The following is a 20,454-nucleotide window of genomic DNA, read 5'->3' as shown; positions in this document are numbered from 1 at the left end:
GGTCCAGCGGCGGCTCGGCGGCCGGGGCTCCGGCCGAGATGGCGGCGGTTGCGGCCACGGACGGGTTCAGCGGCTCGCGGCGTTGAAGCGCCCGTCCTCGGCGTGGTCGAGGACCGAGCGATCGGTGCCGGCGCGGGTATCGACCCGCACCTCCACCGAGAGGCCGGGCCGCAGCAGGCCCTCGCGGGCGACCGCCTCGGGTACCCGCACCCGCACCGGCAGGCGCTGGACGATCTTGGTGAAATTGCCGGTGGCGTTGTCCGGCGGCAGCAGGCTGAACACCGAGCCGGAGGCCGGCGAGAACGACTCGACCACGCCCTGGATCTCGCGGTCCGGGTAGGCGTCCACCGTCACGATCACCGGCTGGCCGGGGCGCATGCGCTGGACCTGCGTCTCCTTGAAGTTGGCATCGATCCGCACGCTCTGGAGCGGCACCAGGGCGGCGACCCGGGTGCCCGGCGCCACGTAGGCCCCGGCCTCGACCGCCTTGTTGCCGACCACGCCGTCGAAGGGCGCGCGGATCACCGTGAAGTCGAGGTCGCGCCGGGCGCGGTCGACGGCGGTGCGCAGCTCGGCCGAGAGACGCTCGGCCTCGCGCTTCTGAGCCTGGAGCACGTCGACATTGGCGCGGGCCGCCAGGAGCCCGGCCTCCATGCCCTTCACCGAGGCTTCCGTCCGGTCCCGGTCGGCGCGAGCCTGATCGATCCGCGACTTGGCGACGTAATCGGCCTGCATCTGGGTGGCCCGGGTGAAATCCGCCTGGGCGCGCACCGCGTCGGCCCGGCTCGCGTCGATCTGCGCGGCGGCCTGGGCGACCTGCGCCTGCGCGGCCTCGACCTGCCGGCCGATCCGCACGATCGTGCTCTCCTGCGTGGCGAGCTTGTCCTGCGCGGCCTGGAGCGCGAGGCGGTAATCGCCGTCGTCGAGCTTGGCGATCACGTCGCCCTTCCTGACGGAGATGCCGTTCACCACGGGGACGGATTCGAGATAGCCCGAGACCTTGGCGGCCAGGATCGAGATATCGGCCTGCACGTAAGCGTCGTCGGTCGAGACGAAGAACCGCCCGACGCTCCACCATTGCCAGCCTTCATAGGCGCCGCCGCCAAGGGCCGTTGCCAGGAGGCCGAACAGCAGCACGCGCTTGAGCGGGCGCTTTTTGGCTGGGCCGGGTTCCGGCGCGATCGGGGCCGCCGCGGGGGGGGCTTCGGTGGCACGGGGCTGCGCGCGCATCGGGGCCGGACCCTCGGCACGATCGTCGTCCATGCGTTCGATGCCCGCAGCGGACCGGTCGCCATCCTCGCGAAGGGACATCTCAGCGCCTCTGAACTCATGACCGAACCGTTCGGTCAATCATTTGGACGCGCCTTGACGCACGTCGAATCTGGCTTCAGGGTAGATTGACCGAACGGTTCGGTCAAGCAGAGCAGCGTCTCGGACGCGGAGCAGGGTGATGGTTCAGGGCGTGGTGCTGGAGCGGGAACCGTCGCAGGTCGAGAGCGACAAGCGGCGGCAGATCCTCGACGGCGCCCGCCGGGTGTTCCTAGCGTCGGGGTTCGACGGGGCCAGCATGGGTGAGATCGCCCGGGCCGCGGGGGTCTCCAAGGGCACGCTCTACGTCTACTTCGACAGCAAGGAGGCGCTGTTCGAGGCCCTGATCATCCTGGAGAAGACCAGCCTGGCCGAGACCCTGTTCACCTTCGACCCGGCCGACACGGATATCCCCGCGGTGCTGACGCGGTTGGGCCTGAGCTTCCTCACCGAAATGTCCAAGCCGGAGCATATCTCGGTGCACCGCATGGTGATCGGCGTCTGCGAGAAGTTTCCGCATTTCGGGCAGGTCTATTACGAAGCCGGCCCGGCCCGCGGGGTCGCGCGGCTGGCGGCCTATCTCGACGTGCAGGTGCAGGGCGGCCGGCTTCGCATCACGGATACGACCCTCGCCGCGCAGCACTTCCTGCATCTGTGCCTGGCGGGCCTCCTGACCCGCCTCCTGTTCGCCGCCGGCGGCATGGCCGACGAAGCCCGGAAGCGGTTTCAGGTGGCGGAGGCGGTGCGGATGTTCCTAGCCGGATACGGGCCGGATACCTCGACCTAACTTGCCCGTGCCCGGCCGGACGGGTGGAAGACATTTTGATCGCGAGGACGATATCGGATTCATCGGCCCCGTTCCCGTGTCTAGCCTAAGGGTGTTCGCCTGCACCGAGGTGCTGTCGAAAGAAGGTGAGCACTCGTTGATTGAAATCTTTGTGGAAGGCTACACGATCGAAGCCCGCATCATCGACACAAATATTTGGCTTAGAGTTTTTTAACTCCTCTGGACAGGGTCTCAGAAATGCGAAATGTGCTGCTCGCGGCACAAGATGAAATTCAGATTTTCCGGGCAAATTCCGAGCGATCGTGGCGACATCCTCAGGAAACACGCCGTCGCCCCCTGACTGGGACCCCCAGAGCTGGACGGGGATTGAGATCATTTTCAGGCTATCGCTCGTCGGGAACATCCTGCTGAAAGGATCAGCTATAACGAGAGCCTTGATTCGCGTGTCATGAATTAAGTTGTGAATTGACCAGACGTCCGGGCTTCCATGCGCGCATCTCTCTGCGTTGGAACCTGTGCAAGGCGAGAACCAAGCGCGAAAATCGGGCTGGCCACCGCCAAGCACGAGGCCAGTATAACCCCCTCGCGAGAACCCGAAAAAGCCGATCCGATTCGAGTCGATACTCGCTAGGTCTGATGCCGGGCCTAGCAAGAAATCGATAAGGCGTTTGATATCCGTGGGACGGCTGATCAAGGCCCGGTAATCGCGAAATCTTGCTTGGTTTGCGTAAGTATCGTCAGGATGATTGATCGCTACGACGATAAAGCCCCCATCCGCAAGAGCTTCCGCTGTGTCGTGGTGGCCGAGGTAAGATCCGCCGAATCCGTGAGAAACGACAATAAGCGGTAAATTTTGACCCGCGATCGGGCAATCGCGGACACCGGGAATGACGGTGATCCTAAGGTGGATGTCTTTGGCGGGGGCAGCACACGGCGACCACATGGCCGCTTCCAAAGCCGGACTATCCGTGTCGGATGGGACCGAGAATATTTTAAAGCCCGCCGACTGAGCAGCGGTCACCGCAAGACTCAATATTGTTGCAATAAAAAATCGATTTAGACACATTTTTGCCCCAAAATTTGTAATTAATAACTGACATATAAAGTTTTAGATTTTAATTTTCAATCGCTTTTAGGAGCATATTCTGTAAATTCTGGACACGAGATCATACTATCTCATGACGATTAGGACGTCCACATTTGACGACCCCGTTGCCATGTACGGCGTGCGGGTATCCTAACGCGCGCTCGGGGGTTCTCGGAGCCGAACGGAACACGTCTGCGTTGCGGCTGGAGGACGGGGAGGATGTCGCTTTGGAGATTTGGAGGGAGCCCTTCCCCACTTGCGCAATAGAGGGCCACCCACGATGGCACCAAGCTTATAGCCAGGAAGCGATCGTCATGTTGCGCTGCCGTTTTGGAGGCGAAGCAAATCAAAGAAGCCGCCTCAACCGGCCGCGCGCAGCTTCGGCAGGGCCTCGGAGCTCCAGACCCGGACATGGGCGTCGATGGCCAGCGCCTCGTCCACGTCGGCCGGTGCGGTCCGGTACGCGCCGGCGAAATGCGCGCAGGCCCGCTCGACCAGGTCGCTGATCCCGTAGAAGCCGATCCGGCCGGCGATGAAGGCCGCCACCGCGACCTCGTTGGCCGCATTCATCACGGTCGGGGCCGCGCCGCCGGCCGCGAGCGCTGCCCGACCGATCCGCAGGCACGGGAAGCGCGCCTCGTCCGCCGCCTCGAAGGTCAGCGACCCGAGCGTCACGAGGTCCAGGGGCCGGCCCCGGGCGATGGTCAGGCGGTCGCCGAGCCCCAGGCAGTGCGAGATCGGCACGCGCATGTCCGGCAGGGCCAGCTCCGCGGTGACGGCGCCGTCGAGCCAATAGACCAGGCCGTGGATCACCGATTGCGGGTGCACGACCACGTCCAGGCGCCCGGGCTCGATGCCGAACAGGTGGTGCGCCTCGATCAGCTCCAGGCCCTTGTTCATCAGGCTGGCCGAATCGATGTTGATCTTCATGCCCATCGACCAGGTCGGATGGGCCGCGGCCTCGGCCGCCGAGGCGGCGGCGATCCGCTCGCGGGTCCAGGTCCGGAACGGGCCGCCCGAGGCGGTGATCATCATGGTGCGGACGTCCGCCAGCGGCCGGCCGGCCAGCGCCTGGCTCAGGGCGTCGTGCTCGGAATCCATCGGCAGGATCGTGGCGCCGTAGCGCGCGGCGTCGCGCATGAAGGCGTCGCCGGCGCAGACCAGGCTCTCCTTGTTGGCGAGCGCCACCGTGCGGCCGAGCCGGAGCGCGGCATGGGTGGACTTCAAGCCCGCCGCGCCGCTCACCGCTGCGACCACGATGTCGGCGTCGCGGGCCACCGCCTCCATCACGGCGCCCTCCCCCGCCCCGTTGGGGATGCCGCTGCCCGAGAGCGCCTCGGCCAAAGCCGGACCGGCTGTCTCGTCGGCCAAGGCCGCGAAGGCGGCGCCCAGCTCGCGCGCGACCTTGGCCAGCGCGACCGCGTCGCGGCCGCCGACCACGGCACCGGTGCGGAACCGGTCCGGGTGCTGAGCGAGCAGGTCGGCGGTGGAGCGGCCGATCGAGCCGGTGGCGCCGAAGACGGTGACGATCTGGGTCACGGGTGAAACTCCCTCATCGTCATGGGATCGGAATCATGGGATCAGACCGCTCCCGCGCAGCGCGAGATAGAGCCCGGCCAGCACGGCCACCGCGAAAAATCCGTCGAGCCGGTCCATGACGCCGCCATGGCCCGGAATGATCTTGCTCGAATCCTTCACCCCGTAGCGGCGCTTCAGGCCGGATTCGAGAAGGTCGCCGGCCTGGCTCAGCACGGAGGCCAGGGCGCTGACGCCTGCCACCACCGGCAGCGAGGCGGCGGTCGGAAGGTCCAGCCCGGCGAGGTCGGCGGCTACCACCACCATCGACCCGGCCGCGACCGCACCGATCAGGCCGCCGATGGCGCCCGACCAGGTCTTGTTCGGAGAGACCCGGGGCATCAGCTTCGGGCCGCCGATCCTGCGGCCGGCGAAATAGGCGGCGATGTCCGTGGACCAGACCACGGCGAACATCCAGGCCGGCCCGATCAGGCCGATCCCGGGATCGTCGCGCAGGGCCACCGGCACCGAGGCGATCGCCGCCGCTCCGAGCACGCCGGCGAGCGCCCGCATCCGGCCGAAGCCGGTGCGCGCCACCGTGGCGCAGGCCGCGGCCCCCAGCAGCAGCACGGCGATGCAGGCGGGGGCCGGAGCGCCGCCACGCTGGCACAGCAGCAGGGCTGCGAGCGTCGCCGCGCCCAGGGCGATCAGCACCTCGCGGGGCTCGGTCCGGCTCATCACCATCCATTCGGCGAAGCCGATGATGCCGGCGGCGAGCCAGATCCCGGCGAACGGCCAGCCGCCGTACACCAGGGCCGCCAGGATCGCGGGGGCGAGCACCACGCCCGAGGCGACGCGCAGCCGGAGCTCGCGCCGTCCGGAGGGGCGCGCAGCCGGGGTGGCAGTGGGGGTCACGCGCGTCTCGGCCTTCGCCTCAGACGTGCATGATCTCCTTCTCCTTCGAGGCCAGCACTGCATCGACTTCGGCGATGAACTGGTCGGTCGCCTTCTGCACGTCGGCGGCCTGGCGCTTCTCGTCGTCCTCCGAGATGGCGCTGTCCTTCAGGAGCTTCTTGAGGTGGTCGAGGCCGTCCCGGCGGACGTGGCGCACGGCGACGCGGGCCTCTTCGGTGTATTTGTGGGCGACCTTGACCATCTCCTTGCGGCGCTGCTCGTTCATCTCGGGGATGCGCAGCCGGATGGTCTGGCCCTCGGTCTGCGGGTTGAGGCCGAGATCGGATTCGCGGATCGCCTTCTCGACGGCCGTGACCATGCTGCGGTCCCAGACCGAGATCGACAGGAGCCGGGGCTCGGGCACGCTCACGGTGGCGACCTGCGCCATCGGCATCGACGAGCCGTAGGCGTCGACCTGGATCGGATCGAGCAGCGAGGGCGTGGCCCGCCCGGTGCGCAGGGATCCGAGATCCTTGGAGAGGGACGCGACCGCGCCCTGCATGCGGCGCTTGATGTCGTTGAGGTCGAATTCCGGTGTGGCCATGGTGGTCGTCCCGACACGTCTGACGTTGTCTTCTCGCCCGGTACGGGCAGTCGCGGCCTCAATGGCGGAATTTTCCCGGTGCCGCAAACCTTTCGGGCCGAGCCTTCAGGGCGCCACGAGGGTCGAGGGCGCCTCGCCGGACAGGATCTTGGCGATCGAGCTCGGCGGATGCAGCGAGCCGACGACGATCGACAGCCGGCTCTCCCGGGCGAGCGCGAAGGCGGCGGTGTCCATCACCTTGAGGTCGCGGGCGATCGCCTCGTCATGGGTCAGCCGGTCGTAGCGTGTGGCGGAGGGATCCGTCTTCGGATCGGCCGAATAGACGCCGTCGACCTGCGTGGCCTTGAGCACGGCGTCGCAGCGCAATTCGGCGGCGCGCAGCACCGCGGCGGTGTCGGTGGTGAAGAACGGGTTGCCGGTGCCGCCGGCCAGAACCACCACCTGGCCCTTGTCGAGATGGTGCAGGGCCGGCTGGCGGGCATAGGTCTCGCAGATCGTCGGCATCGACACCGCCGACATGGTCCGGGCCGGCACGCCGGCGGCGTTGAGCGCGGTCTCGATCGCCAGCGAGTTCATCACCGTGGCCATCATGCCGAGGGAATCACCGGTGGCCCGGTCGATCCAGCCGGCCGCCGAGATGCGGGCTCCGCGGATCATGTTGCCGCCCCCGACCACAATGGCGATCTCGGCCCCGGACTCGATGGTGCGGGCGATGTCCTCGGCGAGCGCGGCCAGGGTCGGCGGATGGAGCCAGTAGCCGTCCGGGGCGGCCAGGGCCTCGCCCGACAGCTTGAGGAGGATCCGGCGAAACGGCGTCGCTTCCGGCATCTCGATCTCCGGCTCCATACCGCATCACCCGAACCCGCGAGGCTTCTACGTCAGCCGCGGGAGCGGCGTCGAGGGGCGGCGGCCGTTCCGGGCGGGGATCACGGGGACGATTCACTACCGACACGCGATCGACGTGCAGCTTTGGCAGAGGAGCGGGGCTCGTCGTCGAGATGGACGCTCCGGGATCCCATGCGCATCGCCCTCGTCATCAACGGCGCCTCCGGGGCGGTGGCGTCCGGCACGACGCCGGAGGCGATCCGGGAGAAGCTGGTCGCGACTGGGATCGAGCTCCTGGGCGAGGCCGACCGGGGGGCGCCCCTGCCGGTGCGGATCGCGGCCGCCGCGTCGGAGCCCGATATCGACGCCCTCGTGGTGGCCGGCGGCGACGGCACCATCGCGTGCGCCGCCGCGGCCCTCGTCGGCAAGGCGATCCCGCTCGGCATCCTGCCGTTGGGCACCATGAATTTCCTGGCCCGGGATCTCGGGGTGCCGCTCGATATCGACGGCGCGGTCGCCATGCTGGTTACGGGCGCCAGGCGGCGGATCGATGTCGGTGAGGTCAATGGCCGCACATTCCTGATCAACTCGGTGCTCGGCCTTCCCGCCCGGGTGACGCGGCACCGGGAGGCGCATCGCCGGCATCTCGGCCTGCGCAGCCTGCTGCGATGGATCCTGGGCGTGCTGCGCCATCTCGGCCGGTATCCGCGGATCACCGTGACCGGCACGATCGACGGCGCGGCGCGGATTTGGCGGTTCCGGCTGCTGGCGGTGGTGATCGGCGATTATGTCGAGCGGCCGGGCCACGTGCTGGTGCGCGCGCCGGTCGATGCCGGGCAGCTCACGCTCTATGTCCTGGCGCATCTGTCACCGTGGCGGACCTTGCGTCTCGCCCTCGGCTTCGCGCTGGGCGACTGGCGGCGGCTGCCGGACGTCGAGCGGCTGCCGGCGGCCAACCTGACCATCGCGTCGGAGGCCAGGGCGCTCCGGGTCATGAACGACGGCGAGGTGGCGCTGATCCCCGCGCCTCTGCGCTACCGGATCCACCGTCAGGCCCTGACGGTGATCGTGCCTCGGTCGAGCGCGCATCCGTGAGACGGATCAGCCATATCTCCGACCTGCATTTCGGCCGCACCGACCCGGCCGTGGTGGAGGCCCTGGTCCACGAGCTGAACGCGGATGCGCCGGACCTGATCGTCGCCTCGGGGGATTTCACCATGGCGGCGCGGCCTTCGGAATTCGCGCAGGCCCGGGCGTTCCTCGACCGCCTGGCGCCGCCTTGGATCGGGGTGCCGGGCAACCACGACATCTCGCCGTTCCGGCTGGTCCAGCGATTCGTATCCCCGTTCACGCGCTACCGGCGCGCCATCGCGGCCGAGACCGAGCCGTGCTTTCAGGATGAAGAGATCGGGATCGTCTGCCTGAATACGGTGCGGCGCTGGGCGCCGGAGCCGGACTGGTCGCACGGCGTGATCCGCCGAAGCCAGATTGCCCGGGCCGAGGCGCGAATCTCGGCGATGCCGGAGCACCTGTTCAAGATCGTGGTCGGTCACCACCCGTTCCTGCCGCCCCCCTGGGACGCGGAAGCTCGCATGGTCGGGCGGGCCGATCGAGCGCTCGCGGTCTTTCGGAGTTGCGGCGTCGGTCTGACCCTGGCGGGTCACCTGCACCGGCACTACGCGCGTTACACGGACGCGGATGAGCCTGCGCCGGAAATGCTGGATCGGGGTTCGATCCGGTCGCGTCCGAGACGGCTCCTGGCGGTCCAGGCCGGCTCGGCGACCTCGACGCGGCTGCGGGGCAACGAACCCAACGCTTACAACCGGATCACCATCGCGGAAGGCTGCGCCACCGTCGCGGTGCGACTGTGGGACGGGCGCGCCTGGGTCGATGCAGCGCCGGCATGACGCATGTCACACCGGCGCCGATGTTCAGCTCCCGGCGAAGACACCGACGGAGCCCAGGAGGGTCATGACGAGACCGGACGCGAATACACCGATCATCAGATAGGAGAACGATTTCAATGCCATGAGCGTAATGTAGCGCGCCGGTCGCCCGCTCGGTGTGCGCTGCAACACGACGCGTCAGGGATTACGCGATGGAAACGCAGCGCTGAACTCGCTCCGCGGCGAATGATCTTTCGATCGGAATGTCTTCGTGCTCTTCCACCATCCCGGTCGCGTTGCGGAGCTCCGGCATGCCGGGGCTGGTCAGATTGCCGACCCGCTCATCCCCTTCGGCACGACAGCAATCGGCGTTTCAGCGAAGCGTGGCGATGTCGTTTCCCTCGTCTCGCTCTGAATACGAAACGATACATCCTGCGTTCCGCCAGACTTTGTTCGCCGCGGCCCAACCGGAGAAGCAGCGTCACCTCTTCACGCCGTTCACCCCCTGGCCCCAAGTGAGTTGCGCCACCACACCCAAGAAGAAACCATACGTTGCGCCGTATAGCCTCACGGCTTGACGGCCCCTTCGTTCTGGGACAGGCCGGCCGGGACATACTTGGCGAGGCGCTTATAACTACGCTTGATCGGATTGATGAATGCTCCGTGAAGCGTATTGAACTTATTCAGAGAACTATCGCTATAGCCAGCAATCCCGAATACAGCCTTCTCGCCCCTGCTCGGCCTATACGCGGTTCCGAATATCCAATCAAAGATTGAGAGGTTCGTTCCGAAGTTCCGATCCCAATGAGCCTGTGTCTTACTGTGATGAATCTGATGCATATGGGGACTGATGAAGACCTTGTCGAACCAGCCAAGACCGATCGGGATGTGAGAATGCTTGAGAGGATCAAGGGTCCAGACAAGTAAGATCCTGTTCGCGATGATGCTGAGCAATGTCGTTTCAACCACACCAAGATTGTAGAGAAACATGATCACGCCGGCAGGAACACCCTTCACGATGCCGCCGGTCAGCCCACTAGCGAACTGCAGGAAAGAATGCTCCCTCTTCGTGGTCAAAGGAGTCATGTGCTCGGCCGAATGATGGACCTTATGCAGCTCCCACAAGAATGGAACTTTATGCTCGAAGTAATGAATGACGTATTCGGATAGCTCGACGGCTAGCATCATGACGATTGTGCAGCCGAACGCGGATAACTGTGTCACGGACAGTCCCGAACGAGAGCCAACCAGGATCTGCATCAGCCGCTCGGATTGGCTTGCGACGAACGTGAAAATGACCAGCCCCGGCATTAAAAAGACAAAGTCCGTAAGTTTTCGGAACAAATAGATTATTGCATCCATTCGAACACTTGTTGATTTGAATGGATTGAACGGAAAAAAATGCTGTCTGATCTCGTTGACCGATAGATCAAATTCGTTTCTGGAAGATTGAAATATTACAAATGCGAATCCGCCAATAAAGAATGTTATCCAGGTTAAAATAAACGGATGTATCAACATGAAAAAATCGATCATGTGACAACTCTGATTCTCGATGAGTATGATTACTGAGGCTGTATCGGTAATTTTTGCACAGAAAATCGATATACGACCGACGCAACTGAGCACTGTTTTAGCTTCGCCCGACGTCGTTCACTGAACACGCGTTCGGTCGACCCAAGCTTAGACACGACAGTAGCCGAAAAGGTTATGCGTCAAAAGTACTCAGGCTCGGATTGTGGATTGTTTTTAAACGTTGGGGCGATTTCAGGAGCCGAAATTTCCTGGGGTGACGTCGTCACGAGGCTGCGCTCACGTCTGCAGCTGTCGCGATAGGGAACGAGGATCCTCCTCGCCCGCTGCCCGCATTGGAAGGGGCCCGCGCACGCGGGCCTTCCAAGCGGGACAAAGATGCCACAGCAGTCTGTGGAGGGTGTTGCCGAGGCTTCCGCTGCCCGAAAGCTCCTCCACACAGAGCGCTCTCCGCCGAAGTTGACACCGGTTCGGCCTGAGCGAGCGCGGCTAGACAAGGATTTAGAGCCGTTCCCTGTCGCAACGCGATCGGGAACGGTTCTAGGGCGCGGATGGGTTGGGCAGGTGTCGGCTCGCTTGGGCCAGCCCGCAGCGCCGTCTTCCTGTGAAACCCGTCATCGCGGCCGGGCCAATCCCCGGCACAAAAAAGAACCCCGCCCGGCTCTCGCCGGGCGGGGTTCTTCCACATCCTCAGTCCGAAAGGCCCAGAAAATCAGGCGCGGCCGGCCTGCTGGGCGACTTCGGTGGCGAAGTCCGGGCCGTCTTCCTTCTCGATGCCCTCGCCCAGCGCGTAGCGGACGAAGCCCGTCAGGGTGACCGGACCGCCGACCTTGCCGGCGGCTTCTTTGAGCACCTGGCTGACCGTCTTCGAGCCGTCATGCACAAAGGGCTGCTCCAAGAGGGTGACCTCCTTGTAGTAGCTCTTCAGGCCGCTCTCGACGATCTTGGCGAGCACGTGGTCCGGCTTGCCGGCGTTCTTCTCGCGCAGGATGTTCGATTCGCGCTCCAGGGTGGCGGCGTCCACGCCTGACGCGTCCAGCGCCACCGGGTTGGTGGCGGCGACGTGCATGGCGATCTGGCGACCGAGCGCCGACAGGGCCTCGACGTCGCCCTCGGACTCGAGGGCCACAAGCACGCCGATCTTGCCCAGCCCTTCGGAGACCTGGCTGTGAACGTAGGAGGCGATGACGCCCTTCTTGACCTCGAGCTTGGCGACCCGGCGCAGGTTCATGTTCTCGCCGATGGTGGCGATCAGGCTCTGCAGCTTCTCCGAGACGGTCTCGGTGGCGCCCGGGAACTTCGCAGCCTGGAGGCCTTCCAGGGTGCCGTCGGTGTTGAGGGCGATCTTGGCGGCCTCGCGGGCGAAGGCCTGGAAGGCGTCGTTGCGGGCGACGAAGTCGGTCTCGGAATTCACCTCGACGATCGCGGCGTGATGGCCGGCGGACTCGACGGCGACGAGGCCCTCGGCGGCGACGCGGCCGGCCTTCTTGGCGGCCTTGGCGAGACCCTTCTTGCGCAGCCAGTCGATGGCCGCCTCGATGTCGCCCTGCGTCTCGTTGAGCGCGCCCTTGCAGTCCATCATGCCCGCGCCGGTCTTCTCCCGGAGCTCCTTCACCATCGCGGCGGTGATGTTGGCCATGGCGGTCCCTTTCGTGTGGTCTGGATGAGAGAGGCCCGGCGCGCGGGTGAGCGGCCGGGCCCGGTATGCCTGGGTTCACGACGCCCCGATGACGGGGCGCCGCGACGGACCGAGAATCAGACCGCGGCGGCGGCCTCGACGAAGCCGCGGGCCTGCGAGACCCACGAATCGCGGTCGATGCGGCCGTTGAGCTTCAGGTCGGAATCGACCTTGGCGACTTCCTCCGGCGTCATCGCGGCGATCTGCCAGTAATGGTAGATGCCGGCGTCGTTGAGCTTCTGCACGATCTGCGGACCGGCGCCGTGCAGCTTGGTCAGGTCGTCCGGCGCGCCGCGCGGGGCGGCGAGCAGCTCGAAATGCTCAGTGGTCTCGGCGAGCATCGCCACGTCGGCCGGATCGAGCGCGTCGGACTCGACCGTGACGGCCGCGTCGTCGTTGGCCGGCAGCTCCTCGGCCTGCGGCTCCTCGGAGGCGCCGAGATCGACGCCCGACGAGCCCTGGGCGCGCGAGATGCCGTCGATGGCGGCCTTGGCGATCAGGTCGCAGTAGAGCGCGATGGCGCGGCCGGCATCGTCGTTGGCCGGGACGATGTGGGTGATGCCGTCCGGGTTGCAGTTGGTGTCGACGATGGCGGCCACCGGGATCCCGAGGCGGTTCGCCTCCTTGATCGCCAGCTGCTCCTTGTTGGTGTCGATCACGAACAGCAGGTCCGGCACGCCGCCCATGTCCTTGATGCCGCCCAGCGCCTTCTCGAGCTTGTCCTTCTCACGGGAGAGCATCAGGCGCTCCTTCTTGGTCAGGCCCGGGCCGCCGGTCTCCAGCGTCTCGGTGACCTTGCGCAGGCGCGAGATCGAGCCCGAGATAGTCTTCCAGTTGGTGAGCATGCCGCCCAGCCAGCGGGAGTTGACGTAGTACTGGGCCGAGCGCTTGGCGGCGTCGGCGATCGTGTCGGCCGCTTGGCGCTTGGTGCCGACGAACAGCACGCGGCCGCCCTTGGCGACGGTGTCGCTCACCGCCTGCAGCGCCGTGTGCAGCGCCGGCACGGTCTGGGCCAGATCGATGATGTGGATGTTGTTGCGCGTGCCGAAGATGTACGGCTGCATCTTCGGGTTCCAGCGGTGCGACTGGTGACCGAAATGGGCGCCCGCCTCGAGGAGCTGACGCATAGAGAAATCGACGGCCATATCTTTTGTACTCTCCGGTTGGATCCGCCGCGGAGGGATGCAGCCGCCCAAAAGATTCGGGCGGCCACCGGAAGACGCCTCATTCAGGCATGAGGCCGGCTCCGCGTGTGGGATGGGCGGGCGCTTAGCAGAGTCCGGGGCCGGACGCAAGGATTCGGGTGATGGGACGGGTGCCGCAGCGCGCGGCGCTTGCAACCTTTCGCCTTCGGCTCCGATAATGCCCGGATGGATAGCGTAGCATTCGATACGCTGAAATTCGCCGGGACGCTCCGGGACAAAGCCAAGCTCTCACCCGGGCAGGCAGAGGGGATGGCCGATGCCATGGCTGAAGCGCTGCAAGGCGATCTCGTTACGAAAGCAGATCTCCGCGCCGAATTAGCGGAGACCCGGGCCGAGATCGTGCGCTGGGTCGCCGGATTGATCGGCTTTCAGACGGTGGCCGTCATCGGTGCCGTGGTCGCCCTTGCCCGGTCGCTCCACTGAGGCGGGGGCAGGGCCGCAGGGCAGGCACTCAAGGGCTGGCGAACACGGCCGCTACATCCGCCCCCTGCATCACCTGGTAGCCCCCGGCCGGCAGGTCCGATGGCAGGTCGAGGCCGCCGACCCGGTCCCGATGCAAATCCACGACATGGTTGCCGATGGCCGCGAACATTCGGCGGACCTGGTGATAGCGCCCCTCGGTCAGCGTCACCGCGCAATGGGTGAGATCCTCCACCTCCAGCGGCACCGGCAGCAAGGGGCGTTCCTCGCCCTCCAGCATCAGCGTCCCGGACGCGAAGACCGCTCCCTCGGTGCCGTCGAGCGGACGATCCAAAGTGACCCGATAGCGCTTCGCGACATTCGCCTTGGGGGCGATGATCCGGTGCAGCAGCGCGCCATCATCGGTGAGCAGCAGCAGACCGGAGGTCTCCTTGTCGAGGCGCCCCACCGTCGAGAGCGGCGGGTCGCGCCGGCGCCAGCGCTCGGGCAGCAGCCCGTAGACCAGCGGGCCGGCCTCCTTGTGCGAGCAGGTCACGCCCAGCGGCTTGTGCAGCATCAGGCACAGGCCCGGCAGCGGATCGACCGGCGCGCCGTCGATCGTCAGCCGCTCCGGAAGATCGGGATCGAGGGCGATCCGGTCGCCGGCATCCGCCACCTCCGCGCCATCCAGCAGGATCGTACCGGCCCGGGCCAGCCCCTGGATCTCGCGGCGCGATCCGTAGCCGAGATTGGCGAGCAACTTGTCGAGGCGAACGGATTTCGCGGCCGTCATTTGCGCGCCTCGTAGACCCGGTAGCCCCCGGCCTGCACCGCGACCGAGACGTCGCGGAACGCCGCCGACAGGGCGGTCTCGTAAGGCAGATGCGCGTTGGCGACGAGCCACAGCGTGCTGCCCTTGCGCAAAGCCTCGGCGGCCCGGGCAATGAACGTCCGGCCGAGCGCCTGATCCTCGGTGCCGCCGTCGTGAAACGGCGGGTTCATCACGACGAAGTCGAGGCTGCCCGGCACCGTGCCAGCCGCCCGGATGTCGGCCCAGACGATCGTGGCGCGCGGATCGGCAACGTTGCGGTGCGCCATCTCGACGGCCCGGCGATCGATCTCAACCAATGTGAGCGCGGTCACGGCGGGCGAGCCTAGGATCGCCCGGGACAGGATTCCGAGGCCGCAGCCGAGATCGGCCCCCCGCCCCTTCAGCGGCGGGAGGTTGGCCAGGAGCAGCGCCGTGCCGGGATCGAGCCGGTCCCAGGAGAAGATCCCGGGCTGCGTGCACAGGGCGAGGTTGTCGACGTGGCGCGGGCCGCCCTCGTCGATGGCGGCGGCGATCCCGGCCGGCTCGGGCGGCCGCACGAGCCGGCAGATCCGGTGGTGGCGGCGCGGCTCGTCGGCCGCGTGGCATTCGAAGGCCGCCAGTTCCTTCGCCAGCCGGGTGCCGCCCCGATCCTTCGGGGCGAGCGCGAGCATCCGGCCGCCGGGTACGAGGGCGCGCAACGTATGAGCGAGCACGTAACGCCGCTCGATCGTGCCGGGCGGCGCCAGCACGGTCGCGGCATCAAGGCTGCCCTCGGACAGATCTTCGAGCCGGGCGGAGCCGGGAATCAGGGGGGACAACTGGACGGCGTCACCGGGGACCTCGGCGAGGTCGACCGGCGGCAGGCCGTAAACGGCGTGGCGCATGAATGATTCAGGTTCTGGAGAGCTGGCATCGGAACGCGAATCCACAGCGGAGCGGGAAACCCGCGCCCGACTCGGATCATCCGGGGGGAACGTCGCCTGTTACCCGGAAAGGGCCCGGAAGCCCAGCCTCCGGATCCGCATGGTCCGGAATTCGAGCCATGGTCCAGCAACCTATGCGTGCGCCCAACCTGACGCAGTCTGAGCCGTTCACGAATCCCCCAACGCGGGTCTATCGTGTCCGCCATGACTTCTCCGATCGATCCGCGCCCGTCCCTGCAGCACCCGGATGACGATCCCTACCTCTGGCTGGAGGAGATCGACGGGCCGAAGGCGCTGGCCTGGGTCGAGGCGCGCAACGCCGAGACCCTGGCCCGCTACGGCGATGCCGCCTTCGCCCGGGACCGCGACTTCGCGCGCACCATCCTGGACCGGCCGGACCGCATCCCGTTCGTCTCGCGCCGCGGCGGTCTGCTGTATAATTTCTGGACCGATGCCGAGCACCCGCGCGGCCTATGGCGGCGCACCGACGCAGCGAGCTTCCGGACCGGGTCGCCGGCTTGGGACATCCTCCTCGACCTCGACGCCCTGGCCGCCGCGGAGGGCGAGGATTGGGTCTGGGCCGGATCCTCGGTCCTGAAGGACGGCCACGAACGCGCCCTTCTCTCCCTCAGCCGGGGCGGCGGCGACGCCAAGGTCGTACGTGAGTTCGACCTGACCGCCCGCCGCTTCGTAGCGGACGGTTTCGTCCTGCCCGAGGCCAAGGGCGGGGCGACCTGGCTCGACCGCGACACGCTGCTGGTGTCGAGCGCCTACGGCGACGGCATGGCCACGCGCGCGGGCTACCCGCGCACGATCCGGGTGTTGCCGCGGGGATCGGATCCGCAGGCCGCCGCGGTGCTGTTCGCCGTGCCCGAGACCAGCATGGCGGCCTGGGCTTCGGTCGACCGGGAGACGGGCGTCGAGCGGCTCGTGTTCATCGAGCAGGTCGGCTTCTTCGACACGAAGATCCACCTCGGGGACCGGACGGGTCCGCGCACGGAGCTCGACCTGCCCACGGACGCGGAGGTGCAGATCGACCGGGATTACCTCGCCGTGCGGCCGCGCCGGCCCTGGCGCGTGGGCGATGTGGAGCACGCGACCGACACCGTTCTGGCGCTGCCCCTCTCCGGGTTCCTGGCCGGACGCCGCAACTTCGCGGTGCTGTGGCGGCCGGATGAGCGCCGGGCGCTCCAGGACGTGTTCTGGTCCGCCGGACGCCTGTTCGTGCATGCGCTCGACGACCTGCGCCCCACCTACACGGTCTGCACCCCAGACAAGGGAGGATGGACGACGCGTCCCCTGGAGGGATTGCCGGCTCTCGGCAGCGTCCACGTCTGGCCCCTCGACGGCGACCCCGAGGAGGCGGACGGCACCTTGCTCGCGACCGTGCACGATCCGGTAACGCCTGCGACGCTGCTCAGCATTCCACCGAGCCTGGAAGCGCCCACGGTGCTGCGCCGGACACCGCCGGCCTTCGACGCGCAGGGCCTGCGGGTCACCCGCCACGAGGCGGTCTCGGCGGACGGCACGCGCGTTCCCTACGTCCAGACCGGGCCGGACGGGCTGACCGGCGAGGCTCCCATGTACCTGACCGCCTATGGCGGCTTCCGGGTTCCCCTGTTGCCGAGCTACCAGCCGGTCTTGGGCAAGCTCTGGCTGGAGCGGGGCGGCAGAAGCGTCGTCGCCAACATCCGCGGCGGCGGCGAGTTCGGCACGCGCTGGCACGATGCCGGGCGCTGGGAGGGCAAGGCCCTGGCCCATGACGACTTCGCCGCGGTCGCGGCCGACCTCGTGGCGCGGGGCGTAACGCGGCCGGGCCGGATCGCCGCGGAGGGCGGGTCGAACGGCGGCCTGCTCATCGCCAACATGCTGACCCGCTACCCGGAGCGGTTCGGGGCGCTGTTCTGCACGATCCCGCTGATCGACATGCGCCGCTACACCAAGCTCCTGGCCGGGGCGAGCTGGATCGCGGAATACGGCGACCCGGACGACCCGCAGGACTGGGCGTTCCTCGGCGCGATCTCCGCCTACCATGCGGCCGAGGCGGGGCGGCCCTACCCGCCGATCCTGCTCGCCACCAGCCGCCGCGACGACCGGGTGCATCCCGGCCACGCCCGCAAGATGGCGCGGAAGCTGAACGCCCTTGGCTACGACGCGTCCTTCTACGAACCCGCGTCCGGCGGCCATGGCTACGGCAAGGACAATGCCGAGACCGCCGCGTTCCTGGCGCTGGGCCTGACGTTCCTGCGCCGCTCGATCGGCTGGGATGTACCGGAGGCCTGAAATCTCGGTTTCAAAAGGTCTTCGACCTTTTGCGGGTGCAGGGTGGAGCCCTGCAGTCGGGCTCCGCCCGATGATCAGGGGCTCCGCCCCCGAACCCAGCCAAAGGGCTGTGCCCTTTGGGAACCCGATTCAGCCGCGCGGAAATTCCAGGCCCATCTCGCGGTAGCGGGCGGGGTCATCGGCCCAGTTCTCACGCACCTTCACGTGCAGGAACAGGTGGACCTTGGCATCCGCCGCCTCGGAGATCCCGATCCGGGCCGCCTGGCCGATCGCCTTGATGGTCTGGCCGCCCTTGCCGAGCACGATCGAGCGCTGACTCTCGCGCTCGACGAAGATCGTCTGCTCGATCCGCACCGAGCCGTCCGGCCGGATCTGCCACTGGTCGGTCTCGACCGTCGAGCGGTAGGGCAGTTCCTCATGGAGCCGGTCGTAGATCTTCTCCCGGGTGATCTCGGCGGCGAGCATGCGCAGCGGCGCGTCCGAGACCTGATCCTCCGGGTAGAGCCACGGGCCAGCCGGCATCCGGGCGGCGAGCGCCCGGCGCAGATCGCCGACGCCGTCGCCCTTGAGGGCCGAGATCATGAAGGTCTCGGCGAAGGGGGAGGCCGCGTTCAGCTTGGCGGCGAGATCGAGCAGCCGCTCGCGCGGGATCAAGTCGATCTTGTTGAGGATCAGCATCTTCTCGCGCTTCACGTCGCCGAGGCGGCTCAGGATCGCCTCGACCTCCTCGTCCAGGCCCTTGCGGGCGTCGACCAGCAGGCAGACCGCGTCCGCGTCGGCGGCACCGCTCCAGGCCGAATGGACCATCGCCCGGTCGAGCCGGCGCTTCGGCGCGAAGATGCCGGGGGTATCGACCAGGATGACTTGGGCCGAGCCCTCGATCAGGATGCCGCGCACCAGCGCCCGGGTCGTCTGCACCTTGCGCGAGACGATCGAGACCTTGGTGCCGACCAGGTTGTTGAGCAGCGTTGACTTGCCGGCATTCGGCACGCCGATCAGCGCGACGAAGCCCGCGCGCGCATCGGCGGGCGTGCCGGGAAGCGCCGTGGGGGCCTTCCGGGCCGGTCCCTCGGCGGAACCGTCGTCGTGCCCGTCGTCGTGATCGTGGTCTATCATGCTGTCTCCGTCGGCCCCGTCTCCGGGACGGTGCCGATTCCCTCGCGCTCCATCAGCGCGCGGGCGGCCTCCTGCTCGGCGACACGCTTCGAGGTGCCCTCGCCCTGGCCCGGCTCGAGCCCCTCGACCTGTACCGCAATGCGGAAGCGCGGTGCATGATCCGGGCCGGTGCGCTCGACCACCGCGTAGACGGGGATCGGCAGGCCCCGTCCCATGGCCCATTCCTGCAAGGCGGATTTCGCGTCGCGGCCGCGATGGGCCGACAAGGGCTCGGTCGGGTGGAAATGCGCCTCGACGATCGCCCGGGCCGCATCGAAGCCGGCATCAAGGTAGACCGCCCCGAGGATCGCCTCGCACACGTCGGCCAGGATCGTCTGGTTGCGCCGGCCGCCGCCCATCACCTCGCCCTGGCCGAGGATCAGGTGAGGCCCGACCTCCCAGGAAGCCGCCACCGCCGCGCATGTCTCCCGGCGCACGAGTCCGGCAAGCCGGCGCGACAGGTCGCCCTCGTCCGCGTCGACAAAGGCACCGTAGAGCCGGTCCGCCACGGCCAGCCCGAGTACGCGGTCGCCGAGAAATTCCAGGCGCTGGTAGCTGCCGCCGCGGCCTGTGGCCTTGCTGGTATGGGTCAGGGCGCGGGTGAGCAGAGTCTGGTCGGCGAAGCTGTGACCGATCCGCTCCTCCAGGACGGCAAGGGGCGGCCTGGGCTTGTGGGACCGCCGCGCCCGGGAAGACGGTCGGGCCTGTCCAGCCTCGTCCAAGTTCGGGCCGTTCAATGGATGGTCGAGAACAGGCGCGACCAGCGCACATGGGCCGGCCAGTTCCAGATCTGCCAGGCCGGCGTGCCCTCGTCGATCGAGAAGAAGATCATCTCGGCACGCCCGACGAAATTGGCGAAGGGCACGTAGCCGACGCTGGCCAGATCGCGCGAATCGGTGGAGTTGTCGCGGTTGTCGCCCATCATGAAGAAATGGCCGCTGGGCACAGTGTACAGCTCGGTCTTGTCCCAGAAACCGTTGTCGCCGTCGCGCTCGATCACCCGGTGGACGACGCCGTTGGGCAGCGTCTCCATGTATTGCGGGACCTTGGTCGCCTGGCCGTACGGATCGGTGGTCTCGTAATCGGCGATCCGCTCGCGCTTGACCGCCTTGCCGTTGATGTTGAGCACGCCGTCGATCATCTGGATCTTGTCGCCCGGCAGGCCGATCACGCGCTTGATGTAATCGGTCGCGTTGTCCTTGGGCAGCTTGAACACCGCGATGTCGCCGCGCTTCGGCTCGGCCGCCCAGACGCGCCCGTCAGCCTGGATCGGTATGTATTCCGACAGGGGCAGCGAGTATTTCGAGTATCCGTAGGAGTACTTCGAGACGAACAGGTAGTCGCCGATCAGCAGCGTCGGCACCAGCGATCCGGACGGGATGTTGAACGGCTGGAACAGCAGCGTCCGCACCACGAGGGCGATCAGCAGCGCCTGAACGCCAACCTTGAGCGTCTCGCGGATGCTGGCCCAGGTGCCGGTCTCGGCTGGTTTCGTCAGCGGCTTGCCGTCGTGATCCACGCGTGCGCGTTCCATCTTCAGACTCAGATCCCGTCGCCGGAG

General features: G+C 67.2%; 19 protein-coding genes. 5 read left to right on the top strand and 14 right to left on the bottom strand.

Annotation, left to right across the window (positions count from 1 at the left end; translation table 11 throughout):
* Positions 1–66: 66 nt before the first annotated feature.
* Positions 67–1,311, bottom strand: coding sequence for an HlyD family secretion protein (locus MKL11_RS06855; protein WP_243941556.1), 1,245 nt, complete (start codon positions 1,309–1,311; stop codon positions 67–69).
* A 139-nt stretch (positions 1,312–1,450) separates the two neighbouring features.
* Here MKL11_RS06855 and MKL11_RS06850 point away from each other — a divergent pair, with 139 nt between their 5' ends.
* Complete coding sequence (locus MKL11_RS06850) at positions 1,451–2,095, top strand: TetR/AcrR family transcriptional regulator (protein ID WP_243941554.1); 645 nt, start codon at positions 1,451–1,453, stop codon at positions 2,093–2,095.
* A gap of 85 nt (positions 2,096–2,180) precedes the next feature.
* Here MKL11_RS06850 and MKL11_RS06845 read toward each other — a convergent pair whose 3' ends face one another.
* The 5 genes from MKL11_RS06845 to pyrH all read right to left on the bottom strand — a co-directional run bounded on the left by MKL11_RS06845 (position 2,181) and on the right by pyrH (position 7,023).
* Positions 2,181–3,116 carry a dienelactone hydrolase gene (locus tag MKL11_RS06845; protein ID WP_313900734.1) on the bottom strand — a complete coding sequence of 312 codons (936 nt, stop codon included), beginning with the start codon at positions 3,114–3,116 and terminating at the stop codon, positions 2,181–2,183.
* Between the two features lie 426 nt (positions 3,117–3,542).
* Positions 3,543–4,721, bottom strand: a complete 1,179-nt coding sequence (dxr, locus tag MKL11_RS06840; RefSeq protein ID WP_243941550.1) for a 1-deoxy-D-xylulose-5-phosphate reductoisomerase — start codon at positions 4,719–4,721, stop codon at positions 3,543–3,545.
* Between the two features lie 33 nt (positions 4,722–4,754).
* Positions 4,755–5,612, bottom strand: coding sequence for a phosphatidate cytidylyltransferase (locus MKL11_RS06835; protein ID WP_243941548.1), 858 nt, complete (start codon positions 5,610–5,612; stop codon positions 4,755–4,757).
* 19 nt (positions 5,613–5,631) lie between these two features.
* The gene (gene frr, locus MKL11_RS06830) at positions 5,632–6,195 is read right to left on the bottom strand and encodes a ribosome recycling factor (protein WP_243941546.1); all 564 of its coding nucleotides are present in this window, start codon (positions 6,193–6,195) and stop codon (positions 5,632–5,634) included.
* Positions 6,196–6,300: 105 nt separating this feature from the next.
* Positions 6,301–7,023, bottom strand: a complete 723-nt coding sequence (gene pyrH / locus MKL11_RS06825) for a UMP kinase (protein WP_243941544.1) — start codon at positions 7,021–7,023, stop codon at positions 6,301–6,303.
* Between the two features lie 189 nt (positions 7,024–7,212).
* Between pyrH and MKL11_RS06820 the strand changes: the two genes are divergently transcribed.
* Together MKL11_RS06820 and MKL11_RS06815 are read left to right on the top strand one after the other, a co-directional pair.
* The gene (locus MKL11_RS06820) at positions 7,213–8,115 is read left to right on the top strand and encodes a diacylglycerol/lipid kinase family protein (protein WP_243941542.1); all 903 of its coding nucleotides are present in this window, start codon (positions 7,213–7,215) and stop codon (positions 8,113–8,115) included.
* Entirely contained in the window at positions 8,112–8,927 is an 816-nt protein-coding gene (locus MKL11_RS06815; protein ID WP_243941540.1) for a metallophosphoesterase family protein, read from the top strand. Before MKL11_RS06820 ends, MKL11_RS06815 begins: the two co-directional genes overlap by 4 nt.
* A 546-nt stretch (positions 8,928–9,473) precedes the next feature.
* On the opposite strand, the gene MKL11_RS06810 is transcribed toward MKL11_RS06815, so the two are convergent.
* The 3 genes from MKL11_RS06810 to MKL11_RS06800 all read right to left on the bottom strand — a co-directional run bounded on the left by MKL11_RS06810 (position 9,474) and on the right by MKL11_RS06800 (position 13,262).
* The gene (locus MKL11_RS06810; RefSeq protein WP_243941538.1) at positions 9,474–10,442 is read right to left on the bottom strand and encodes a sterol desaturase family protein; all 969 of its coding nucleotides are present in this window, start codon (positions 10,440–10,442) and stop codon (positions 9,474–9,476) included.
* A gap of 709 nt (positions 10,443–11,151) precedes the next feature.
* Complete coding sequence (tsf, locus tag MKL11_RS06805; RefSeq protein WP_243941536.1) at positions 11,152–12,078, bottom strand: translation elongation factor Ts; 927 nt, start codon at positions 12,076–12,078, stop codon at positions 11,152–11,154.
* A gap of 116 nt (positions 12,079–12,194) precedes the next feature.
* Complete coding sequence (locus MKL11_RS06800; protein WP_243941534.1) at positions 12,195–13,262, bottom strand: 30S ribosomal protein S2; 1,068 nt, start codon at positions 13,260–13,262, stop codon at positions 12,195–12,197.
* A gap of 189 nt (positions 13,263–13,451) precedes the next feature.
* On the opposite strand from MKL11_RS06800, the gene MKL11_RS06795 reads away from it, so the two are divergent.
* Complete coding sequence (locus MKL11_RS06795; RefSeq protein WP_409565822.1) at positions 13,452–13,745, top strand: hypothetical protein; 294 nt, start codon at positions 13,452–13,454, stop codon at positions 13,743–13,745.
* A gap of 28 nt (positions 13,746–13,773) precedes the next feature.
* Here the strand turns inward: MKL11_RS06795 and MKL11_RS06790 are convergent, their stop codons facing one another.
* Both MKL11_RS06790 and MKL11_RS06785 read right to left on the bottom strand, forming a co-directional pair.
* Positions 13,774–14,514 (bottom strand): pseudouridine synthase, encoded by a 741-nt coding sequence (locus MKL11_RS06790; RefSeq protein WP_243941532.1) that lies wholly within the window; start codon positions 14,512–14,514, stop codon positions 13,774–13,776.
* Entirely contained in the window at positions 14,511–15,416 is a 906-nt protein-coding gene (locus tag MKL11_RS06785; protein ID WP_243941530.1) for a class I SAM-dependent methyltransferase, read from the bottom strand. Before MKL11_RS06785 ends, MKL11_RS06790 begins: the two co-directional genes overlap by 4 nt.
* 243 nt (positions 15,417–15,659) lie before the next feature.
* On the opposite strand from MKL11_RS06785, the gene MKL11_RS06780 reads away from it, so the two are divergent.
* Positions 15,660–17,738, top strand: coding sequence for a prolyl oligopeptidase family serine peptidase (locus tag MKL11_RS06780; protein WP_243941528.1), 2,079 nt, complete (start codon positions 15,660–15,662; stop codon positions 17,736–17,738).
* A gap of 129 nt (positions 17,739–17,867) precedes the next feature.
* Here the strand turns inward: MKL11_RS06780 and era are convergent, their stop codons facing one another.
* From era to lepB, 3 genes are read right to left on the bottom strand one after another with little or no spacing between them, the layout of a single operon-like run.
* A complete protein-coding gene (gene era / locus MKL11_RS06775) occupies positions 17,868–18,854 on the bottom strand; it encodes a GTPase Era (RefSeq protein WP_243941526.1) in 987 nt (328 codons plus the stop codon).
* On the bottom strand, positions 18,851–19,630 hold the full coding sequence (gene rnc / locus MKL11_RS06770) for a ribonuclease III (RefSeq protein ID WP_409565821.1): 780 nt from the start codon (positions 19,628–19,630) through the stop codon (positions 18,851–18,853). Before rnc ends, era begins: the two co-directional genes overlap by 4 nt.
* Positions 19,627–20,427, bottom strand: coding sequence for a signal peptidase I (gene lepB, locus MKL11_RS06765; protein ID WP_243941524.1), 801 nt, complete (start codon positions 20,425–20,427; stop codon positions 19,627–19,629). Before lepB ends, rnc begins: the two co-directional genes overlap by 4 nt.
* Between the last annotated feature and the right edge of the window lie 27 nt (positions 20,428–20,454).

The sequence above is a fragment of the Methylobacterium sp. J-077 genome (assembly GCF_022829365.1).
Taxonomy (GTDB): Bacteria; Pseudomonadota; Alphaproteobacteria; order Rhizobiales; family Beijerinckiaceae; genus Methylobacterium.
The sequence above is the reverse complement of the archived record's forward strand: the minus strand, read 5'-3'. Positions and strand labels throughout refer to the sequence as shown.